Genomic DNA, 9,462 nt, shown 5'->3' with positions numbered 1-9,462 from the left:
CGCGTGAATGGTGGTGCCGGCGCAGACCGGTTCTTCCATATTGGCATTCGCGACCATGGATCGGACTGGATTCAGGACTACAACGCCGCCGAAGGGGACGTGCTGATCTTTGGCATCGGCACGGCGACGGCGGACCAGTTCCAGATCAATACGACCCACACCTCGAGTGCTGCGGGCGAACGCTCGGGCGAAGACAATGTCGAAGAGGCGTTCGTCATCTATCGACCCACCGGCCAAATCATGTGGGCGCTGGTGGATGGGGGCGGGCAGGAGTCGATCCTCCTGCAAATCGCGGGGACGCAATACGACCTTCTGGTGTGACGGTGTCACTCTTTGGCTGTTACTCAAGTCAGGTGTTGAAGGCTTTATGTCAGCGCCACAAAAAAGCGGACAAGAACCGGTCTTCCCCCTGTCGTCAATTCACCCCTCTTTCTTGGGAACAAAACAGCCTGTTTGTAATGCCGATCAGGGCGGGCGACCATGTTGAATCACCTGTTCAAGGCGTTGGTCGACTGCGGGAATCCTGCTGTGCCCATGAAAAGAGCTTGATCGGGCACAAAACGGTCGCGCATAGTTGCGGTGGCTTTCACTTGGCCAACTTGATGGAAGGCTACCCCAACATCCTTTGAAATAAGAGCTTCTGCCATGGCCCGTGCAACAGACATTGAATTTTCAGGACCGGAACTTTGCGCTCTTTCCGCCTGCGAGGCTGTAGATCTTCTTAGGAAGGGGGAAGTTGCGCCCAAAGATTTTCTTGCCGCGTCCCGCGCGCGCGTCGAAGCTGTTGAACCCGATATCAATGCCATGCCGACCCGCTGTTGGGATCGTGCAGAAGATGCGCTGGAGTCACTGGATGGCTCTCTCGCCGAACACCCCGGATGGCTCGGAGGTCTGCCAATCGGCATCAAGGACCTGACCTCGGTCTCGGGGGTGCGTACCACCTTTGGCACCTATGCCATGCGGGACAACGTGCCAGAGAGCTCTGATCCTCTGGTGCTCAGGCTTGAGGAGCGAGGCGCTATCGTCGTCGGCAAAACAAATACGCCAGAATTCGGTGCTGGCGCCAACACTTTCAACGATGTGTTTGGCATGACCCGTAACCCGTGGAATACAACTTTGAATGCTGGTGGATCTTCCGGAGGGGCGGCGGCTTCGTTGGCGTCTGGTGAAGTCTGGCTCAGTCAGGGGTCCGACCTCGCTGGGTCTCTCAGAACGCCGGCTGCATTTTGCGGCGTGGTCGGGTTTCGTCCCAGCCCGGGTGTGGCCGGCGGCGGGCCGAACGGATTCGGTTTTCACACTGAAGGCGTTTCGGGGCCGATGGCGCGCTCTGTCGAAGACTGCGCGCTTTTCCTTGATGCCATGGCCGGATTCGATCCGCGCAGCCCGATTTCCTTTCCGGCCCCGGATATGTCCTATCGCGAAACGGTCACTCGCGCCGATGAAAAAATCAGAATCGCCTATAGCAATGACATGAACGGCTTTGGGTTGACGTCGCAAGCTATGGAAAGGGATCTTCGCGACGCCATGGCTCTGATCGCTCGGAATGGTTCGGTTGTCGAAGAGGCCTGTCCGGATCTTCCCGAACTTGACCTCACATATCGTACCTTGCGCGCTATTCTCTGGGCCGCTCTGCCGGGGCGTGCGCCAGAAAGTGTGCAGCAACACTATAAACAGACTTTGCGCGAAAACATCGAATACGGGCGCAACCTGACGATTGATGATGTGTTGGACGCGCAACTCAACCGGTCGAAGCTATTCGACAATGTCACGTCATTTCTGGATGATTTTGACGTGCTGGCCTGTCCCGTTGTGGGGCTGCACCCCGGCCCGGTCGAGCAGGAGTTTCCGGCAGAATTGGATGGCGAACCTCTGACCGACTACATCACATGGCTGCGGTATTCCTATCTCGCGACGGCAACGGGTCTGCCTGCCATTTCGGTTCCGGTCGGTTTCAATGATCAGGGCGTCCCTGTCGGGCTGCAACTGATCGGCCGGCATCGGGGCGAGGCACAGCTTCTGGCGGCGGCGCGTGCCGTAGAAATAGCAGTTGGGGGGCCATTTGGCCCAATTGATCCAAATGTAACCCACCGCTAGCATGCCACGGGTGATCCCCCGAGGGGCTGCATGTGTTATCCTTGGGATTGCTGCCACCAGTCTTCGACCGTCTGTTGTGAAAACCCGGCCGCAGGTCCAATCGCGACAAGCGCCGTACGGTCCGGTTGAGGTGACGCAATGACTTCACAATGTGCGCCGACGATTTGGACAAGAAATCCCGTGTCTTCCATGCCTCGCACCTTGCCCTTCATCCGAAACACCCCTTCCGGGCGCGTGCTTAGCTTTTGTTGCAGCGCCTCGCGGCTGAAACATTCTGCGGAGTGCATATTCCACCTTTGGAAATGGCCGTGGCCTGATGGTGAGGGCAGTTTGTCTGGTGCCAATAAAGTTCCAATGACTACGGGGGCGATCTGGTTCAAATCCGAGGTCAGCGATATCGGTGCGCCGGATTGCGCGCGCAACAGGCCATGCAGGGTTTCAGACAATGCATCGACCTTGGTCACCAGCATATAATCTGCGCACCTTACCTGCGCTTCAATCTGAGCAGAAACCAATGGGTCCGAGACCGTTTGACAATAGTTCATTCCGTCGACAACTGTGACGATCCCCCCATAAGCCAGGTCAGGCTCTGCAATGGCGGCCCGCGCGATGCTGGCCGGATCCGCGATGCCACTGGCCTCGACAATCAGGTGTTCGGGACGTTCGGGACGATCCAGGATGTCTCCTATTGCCATGAAAAGGTCCGCACCCATGGTGCAACACACACATCCGTTGGTGAGCTCGATCGTATCGTCCGATGCAGAGGCCAGCAGGTCTGCATCAATATTGATCGCGCCAAAGTCATTCACCAAGAGTGTCAGTCGTAGCCCATGCGGTTCTGACAACAGCCTGTTGATCAACGTGGTCTTGCCAGCGCCAAGATAACCGCCGATGACCGTCATTGGCAAAGGGAGAGGCTGCACGCTCATAGAAGATGAACCTGTCCACCGGAAACCGTTCCAAGAACCTGTACGTCCTTCAGCCGCGTAGGATCAATGGCCGTCGGGTCGTCGGCCAAAACCGCGAAATCGGCGATCTTTCCCGTTTCGATCGAGCCGATCTCGTGATCGAGTTTCAGTGTGAAAGCCGCGCCAAGCGTAATTGCATACAACGCCTCGTCTACGGAAATCCGCTGAGGTTCGCCCAAGACATGTCCGGTCATGGTTTGACGGGTGACGGCGACCCAAGCGGTGAAGAGCGGTCCCAGCGGTGTCACCGGTGCATCAGAGTGGATTGCGATGTGAACACCTTCGTCCAATGCCGACCGGCAGGCGTCCATGCGCCTGGCACGGTCTTCCCCGATTGTCAGGGCTATATGCTGATCGCCAAAGTACCAGATGTGATTGGCAAAAATATTTGCGCAGATGCCCATCTCTGCACATCGTCGATACATGGCAGGAGTCATCATCTGGCAATGCTGCAAAACGTGACGATGCCCGGTCCAGGGATGTTTGCGTATCGCGGCCTCGATTGCATCGATCGAAACCTCCGCCGCTTCGTCTCCATTGACGTGGATGTGCATCTGAATGCCCTCGCGATGCATCGTTTCAACGAGCTGATAGATTAGATCGGGGGGCGTGTTCCATATTCCGTTGGGTTGGCCACCCACATAGCCGGGCCACTTCACACGTGCTGTCCAGCCTTGGATCGACCCGTCTGTCATGAGCTTTACAGCACCCAGTCTTAATTTGTCGGTCGAGCGCGCGGCGAGGGCCTTGGCGCGGGCTGCAGTTTCGTCAGGTGCCGCCATGGATCCCAGCGCAGGAACGATGCGCAATGGAAAACCCTCTTCCCCGGTGACGCGCAGCATCACCTCAAGGTCGTCATCTTCCATCGAGGAAAAAAGGTCGGTGATCGTGGTCACCCCCGCGCGTCGGGCAACTTCGGCATAGGTGCGGATCGAGTCCTCCTGCTGCGAGAGCGACCTGAAATCGACCCCCAACCTGCGTAGGATCGGGAACATGGCTGCCATTTCCTGCAGTTCGCCCGTGGGTTCACCATCTGATCCTTTGACGACGCCTTCGACGTTGGTTTCACGAGAAAACTGCGCCATTTCGAGCGCCTTTGAGTTCACGCACATTAGATGGAAATTGGAAAAGATGATCGCGATGGGGCGGTCCGGATCGATCTGGTCGAGGTGGTGTCGGTTAAGCCGTTCGTTCGGAAGAAAAATGGGATCAAAGCCCCATCCTACCAAGGGTTCCTCTGGCCGCAGCCCGTCTACATGGGCCGACAACCCCGCAATCACGTCATCAAGGGTGGTCATGCCTTGCCAAAGCTTGCCGTCCGGATCGATCCGGTCGTGATAACCTGCGTAAGCATATCGCCACATCGCGCCTGCCATCATGTGTGCGTGCCCTTCAATGAGGCCGGGCATCAGGATGCTGTCTGACAGTTGATCGTCATGAGTGACTGCACCCCATTGGTCGGCACAATCCGCATCACCCACAGCCAAAATGCGTCCGTTCCGCACGGCAACATGCGTTGCTTCGGGCCGGTTGGCGTCCATGGTTATGATCTTTCGTGCCCTGAAAACAGTAATGTCAGTCATGTGATCCTCCCTCGTTCCAACCAGCCTAGTGCAGTCGAAATCTCTGCGACAAGACAGAAAGTGATGGAAAAACTGGTCCAGATCGGATTCTGTCGTTAGCTTCGATGGCGACCGCCCCCCGGAAACGAGCGAGGTTCGCATGAAATTATTGATCGCAGGTTTGGCAACAGAGACCAATTCCTTTTCGCCCATACCAACGGGGCGACTGGCCTTTGAAGAAACGTTTGTCAGCCGATCCGCGACATCCGAAACCCCGAACCTGTTCTCGGCCCCCTTGCACGAATGGAAACGCATGGCGGAAGAGCGCGGTTGGGACGTTGTTGAAAGCATTTGTGCCTTTGCACAACCCGCAGGTCCGACGATCCGCAGCACCTACGAGACGTATCGCGACGAAATCCTTGGGGATTTGAAGGTCGCAAAACCTGATATCTTCCTGATCTCGATGCACGGCGCCATGATCGCCGACGGTTACGAGGATTGTGAGGGCGATCTACTGAAACGGGCAAGGACGATCCTGGGCGATGATGCGGTAATCGGCCTGGAAATCGATCCACATAGTCAGATCACTGAAGATATGATCTCGGCGTCCGACCTTATCATTTGCTACAAGGAATACCCGCATATCGATTCACCGGACCGGGCGAGGGAACTTTTCACATTGGCTGCTGATACAGCCGAAGGAAAAATTCGTCCCGTGATCGCCGATTATGACTGTCGGATGATCGCGATGTATCACACCACGCGTGCGCCGATGCGCCAGTTTGTTGATGATATGCAGGCAATGGAGGGAAAAGACGGCATCCTTTCTCTGTCTCTCGGGCATTGCTTTCCTTGGGCAGATACATCGCGAACCACGACCCGCGTTCTGGCCATAACAAATGGCGACAAGGAAAAGGCATCGGATGTTGCACGCGACCTGGGCGAAAAGCTATGGGCTCTGCGCGAACAGATCCGGTCTGACTGGCCCTCGATCCCTGACGCGCTTGACAAGGTGATGGAGGCCAAGGCCTTTCCGTTGGTACTGGCAGATTTTGCAGATAATGCCGGAGGAGGCGCGCCAGCTGACTCGACCTTTGTCCTTCAAGAGGTCTTGAGGCGTGGCATGAAAGATGTGGCCATCGGCATATTCTGGGATCCCGTTGTCGTGCAGATGTGCCGCGATGTCGGGGCGGGCGGAACCATGAATGTGCGACTGGGGGGCAAAGTGGGACCCATGTCCGGCGATCCGGTGGACCTGACGGTCAAGGTGCGTGCCGTTCGCGAAAACATGTACCAGTTCATGGGCGAAACCAAGATGGACATGGGCAACGGTGTGTGGCTCGAGGTGGCCGGGGTGCACCTTGTCTTGAGCGACAAACGCACCCAGGCGTTTCATCCTGTTGCCTTTACGGACCTTGGGATTGACCTGTCCAAAATGAAGGCGATCGTGGTGAAGTCTTCGCAGCACTTCCACGCCGGTTTTGGTCCAATCGCGTCCGATGTGGTGTATATCTCTGGCCCCGGGGCCATCACACCGGACTATGCCAATATCCCGTACACGCAACGTGACGGGAATTATTGGCCCAAGGTGGAAAACCCCTTTGCCTAAAAGGGCTCAGTCCCGCTCAAACAGCTTGTGTGCCATGATGCCGACGCGGTCTTCGATGGCTTCGCAGGCGTCCAGGATCATGTCTTCGCGGAACCTTCGCCCGACGATCTGCACACCGATAGGCAAGCCGTCGTTGTAATTAGCAGGTACATTGCCCGCTGGTAGCCCCATGAAGTTCATGGCGAAGCTGTAAAACCCTTTGAGCATGACTTCTTCCGCCCCTTCACGCCCTTCCATATCGCGGTTCCAGGCATAGATTGGCTGCAGCAGGAAAGGCGTCAGCACCAATGGATATTCGTGCAGAAAGAGCTGCCACTCGCGAAGGTGGCCGCTGCGCCTTGCAAATGCGCGCAGAAGGTCATCGCCCTCGTAAGGAGGTGCGATCTCCAAGCAGTGATCCCAGTAGGTGTTAAATTCGGGACTTCCGAATTGCCGCATCGTGTCCAGCAACAGGGCCTTGGTTTCCCCGAACAGGGTGCGGGTTGCTTCTTCTCCGATCAGACGCGCGTTCGGGGGCTCTGCTTCGACAACGTCGTAGCCGGCATCGATCAAACAGTCGCGTGCCGTAGTCAGGGCCTTGTCAACGGCGGGATGCAGCTCGAACCCGTGTGCATTTCGCGTAAACGCAACCTTGACCGGCCCCTCGACGGCCGGCCCCTCAAACGGCATCGGAACCTGCCAGGGATCGTGCGGGTCGTAGTGGATTGCGCTTTTCATGGCCAGACGGACATCGGCCACCTCGCGCGCGATGACACCTTGTACAGACATCAACTGTGCAATCAGTCCGCGTTCTTCCTTCTGTGACGGGTTGTAGGCGGGGGTGCGGCCAAGGCCGGGCTTGACGGTGGCGGCACCGGTGGCCGTTGAGGGAAAGCGCAGAGAGCCACCGATATCGTTGCCATGGGCAATCGCGCCCATGCCCGACATCACCGCGGATGACGCCCCGCCCGAGGAACCGCCGGACGATGCCCAGTCGTTCCACGGATTGAAAGTGCGCCCATGCAAAGGGTTGTCGGTGGTGCCCCGGAAAGAAAATTCGGGGGTGTTGGTACGCCCGATTACGATGGCACCTGCTTGGCGCAAATTGGTCACGAACGGCGCATCATCGGGCGCAATCAGATCCTTGAACGCTACAACTCCGTTCGGGGTGGCATGGCCTTTTTGATCAATGTTCTCCTTGATGGTCACGGGCACCCCGTGAAGCGGCCCGACAGGACCGTTCTTGGCAAATTCAGAGTCTAGCCCACGCGCCTCGGCGATGGCGGCATCCCCAAGATCGTCAACCACTGCGTTGATCGCAGGGTTCACGGCGCGCATACGCTCGACCGATGCGGTCACAGCGTCGACGGCGCTTACTTCGCCGGCCGCGATGCGTTTTGCCAGTTCGTTTGCACTGGCTTGCCAGAGTTTGTCTTGGGTCATCTTTTGTCTCCCGTGGGCCGAAATGAGCACTGTCTCAAGCAGGACGGCAGGTGCATTTCAAATATTTCGTCCTGCGAGGCCCTGCTGTCATTTTATTTCACACGCTAATATTTTTTTGACTCAGAATGAACTTGGGTCAATAATTTTTGGGTGCGGTAACATCTGCACACACCATTAGGGAGGAAAAAATGTTCAAAACCAAACGCCGCGGCTTGGTCGCTGGTGCAGTGACGGCCATGGCGATTGCCCTGTCGTCCCTGTCGACGTCTGCCATCGCCGAAAGTGTGTTGAGAGTTGTGCCGCATTCCGGCCTGAAAATTCTCGATCCGATCTGGACCACCGCTTATATCAGCCGAAACCACGGCTATATGATCTACGATACGCTCTTTTCGCTCGACACGTCGGGGAATGTGCAACCGCAAATGGTTGATAGCGTGACGCGGTCGGATGACGGAAAAACGGTCACGATCAGTCTGCGCGATGGTCTGAAGTGGCACGATGGGGCCATGGTCACCGCCGAGGATACCGTCGCTTCCATCAACCGCTGGGCCTCTAAAGATGCTATGGGCCAGAAAATGATGACCTTTGTCGACAGTCTTGAAGCGGCTGACGACAAGACCATGGTTTTCAAGCTGAACACGCCGACCGGGCTTATCGAACTTGCACTGGCGAAACCTTCGTCAAACGTGCCCTTTATGATGCCCGCGCGCATCGCGGCAACACCCAGCAGCGAACAGATCAGCGAATATATCGGATCCGGACCGTTCATGATGAATATGGACGAATGGGAACCGGGGGTGAAAGTCGTTTATGAGAAGTTCGACGACTATGTCCCGCGCTCAGAGCCCACCGATGGTCTCGCCGGGGCCAAGGTGGCCAAGGTGGACCGCGTAATCTGGACGCCCAACCGTGATATCCAGCAAGCGATCAACGCGCTTAATGCCGGTGAGATCGACCTGATCGAGTCCGTGCCGCCGGATTTGCTGCCGCTGATCGAAGAAGCCGGAGAGGCTTACACCGGGCGACATAGCCCCTCGGGTCTTCAATATACCTTCCGCTTCAACGTTCTGCACCCGCCGTTTGACAATCCCAAGATCCGTCAGGCATTGCTCTATGCCTTCAACCAGGAAGATTTCCTGGAAGCGACCATGGGCAATCCGGACTATTACGAGGTCTGCAAGGCCATGTTCGTTTGCGGTTTGCCGTTCGAGACCGACGCCCATATGGACGGCCTTCTCGAAAGCAATTTCGCCAAGGCCAAAGAGCTTTTGGCGGAAGCGGGCTATGACGGCACCCCGGTTGTGCTGATGCACTCGACGAACCTGCCGGTTCTGACCAACCTTGCACCGGTTGCAAAAGAGCTGATGGAAGCGATCGGCATGACGGTTGATATGCAATCGATGGACTGGTCGACCCTTGTTGCGCGGCGCGCCAAAAAGGATGCCCCCGCCGATGGCGGCTGGAATGCCTTTGCAACGGCATGGGATGCCGGGGACCTCTTCAACCCCTTGGCGATGGCTTTCCTGAATTCGTCTTGTGACAATGCACTGTTCGGATGGCCCTGCGACGAAGAGATCGAAAAACTGCGCGACGACTTTGCGCGCGCCGGTTCCTTCGACGAGCAGAAAGCCATCGTCGAAGCCATCCAAGCCCGTTGGGTGGAATACCCGACCCACATCCACCTTGGGCAGTTCTTCACGCCAGCGGCAATCCGCAACAACGTGCAAGGTTACCTGATGGGCGGTGTGCCGGTGTTCTGGAACGTCGAAAAGAACTGATCTGACAGATCAGACACACCGCGGCGGGA

The 9,462-nt window shown here is 57.1% G+C and carries 6 protein-coding genes and 1 pseudogene; 4 read left to right on the top strand and 3 right to left on the bottom strand.

What is annotated here, in order from left to right; all coding sequences use genetic code 11:
* A pseudogene (locus WNE31_RS17605) lies at nt 1-321 on the top strand (hypothetical protein); the annotation flags it as partial.
* A gap of 324 nt (nt 322-645) precedes the next feature.
* The gene (locus WNE31_RS17600) at nt 646-2,094 is read left to right on the top strand and encodes an amidase (protein WP_349981259.1); all 1,449 of its coding nucleotides are present in this window, start codon (nt 646-648) and stop codon (nt 2,092-2,094) included.
* 35 nt (nt 2,095-2,129) lie between these two features.
* Here the strand turns inward: WNE31_RS17600 and WNE31_RS17595 are convergent, their stop codons facing one another.
* Both WNE31_RS17595 and WNE31_RS17590 read right to left on the bottom strand, forming a co-directional pair.
* The gene (locus tag WNE31_RS17595; RefSeq protein WP_349981258.1) at nt 2,130-3,023 is read right to left on the bottom strand and encodes a CobW family GTP-binding protein; all 894 of its coding nucleotides are present in this window, start codon (nt 3,021-3,023) and stop codon (nt 2,130-2,132) included.
* Nucleotides 3,020-4,645 carry an amidohydrolase gene (locus WNE31_RS17590; RefSeq protein ID WP_349981257.1) on the bottom strand — a complete coding sequence of 542 codons (1,626 nt, stop codon included), beginning with the start codon at nt 4,643-4,645 and terminating at the stop codon, nt 3,020-3,022. The genes WNE31_RS17595 and WNE31_RS17590 overlap by 4 nt, the downstream gene beginning before the upstream one ends.
* 139 nt (nt 4,646-4,784) lie before the next feature.
* Between WNE31_RS17590 and WNE31_RS17585 the strand changes: the two genes are divergently transcribed.
* Complete coding sequence (locus WNE31_RS17585; RefSeq protein ID WP_349981256.1) at nt 4,785-6,233, top strand: M81 family metallopeptidase; 1,449 nt, start codon at nt 4,785-4,787, stop codon at nt 6,231-6,233.
* Between the two features lie 6 nt (nt 6,234-6,239).
* On the opposite strand, the gene WNE31_RS17580 is transcribed toward WNE31_RS17585, so the two are convergent.
* Complete coding sequence (locus tag WNE31_RS17580; RefSeq protein ID WP_349981255.1) at nt 6,240-7,655, bottom strand: amidase family protein; 1,416 nt, start codon at nt 7,653-7,655, stop codon at nt 6,240-6,242.
* A gap of 188 nt (nt 7,656-7,843) precedes the next feature.
* Between WNE31_RS17580 and WNE31_RS17575 the strand changes: the two genes are divergently transcribed.
* Nucleotides 7,844-9,433: an ABC transporter substrate-binding protein gene (locus tag WNE31_RS17575; protein ID WP_349981254.1), complete on the top strand. Its 1,590-nt coding sequence runs from the start codon at nt 7,844-7,846 to the stop codon at nt 9,431-9,433.
* Nucleotides 9,434-9,462: the final 29 nt, after the last annotated feature.

The sequence above is a fragment of the Shimia fortis genome (assembly GCF_040225985.1).
In the GTDB taxonomy this organism is placed as follows: Bacteria; Pseudomonadota; Alphaproteobacteria; order Rhodobacterales; family Rhodobacteraceae; genus Shimia.
Note: the sequence above shows the minus strand (reverse complement) of the source record. Positions and strands in the feature narration are given on the sequence as shown.

Coding starts and splice junctions, on each gene's coding strand:
- WNE31_RS17595 (WP_349981258.1), bottom strand. CDS start 3,023: ATGAGCGTGCAGCCTCTCCCTTTGCCAATGACGGTCATCGGCGGTTAT.
- WNE31_RS17580 (WP_349981255.1), bottom strand. CDS start 7,655: ATGACCCAAGACAAACTCTGGCAAGCCAGTGCAAACGAACTGGCAAAA.
- WNE31_RS17575 (WP_349981254.1), top strand. CDS start 7,844: ATGTTCAAAACCAAACGCCGCGGCTTGGTCGCTGGTGCAGTGACGGCC.
- WNE31_RS17590 (WP_349981257.1), bottom strand. CDS start 4,645: ATGACTGACATTACTGTTTTCAGGGCACGAAAGATCATAACCATGGAC.
- WNE31_RS17585 (WP_349981256.1), top strand. CDS start 4,785: ATGAAATTATTGATCGCAGGTTTGGCAACAGAGACCAATTCCTTTTCG.
- WNE31_RS17600 (WP_349981259.1), top strand. CDS start 646: ATGGCCCGTGCAACAGACATTGAATTTTCAGGACCGGAACTTTGCGCT.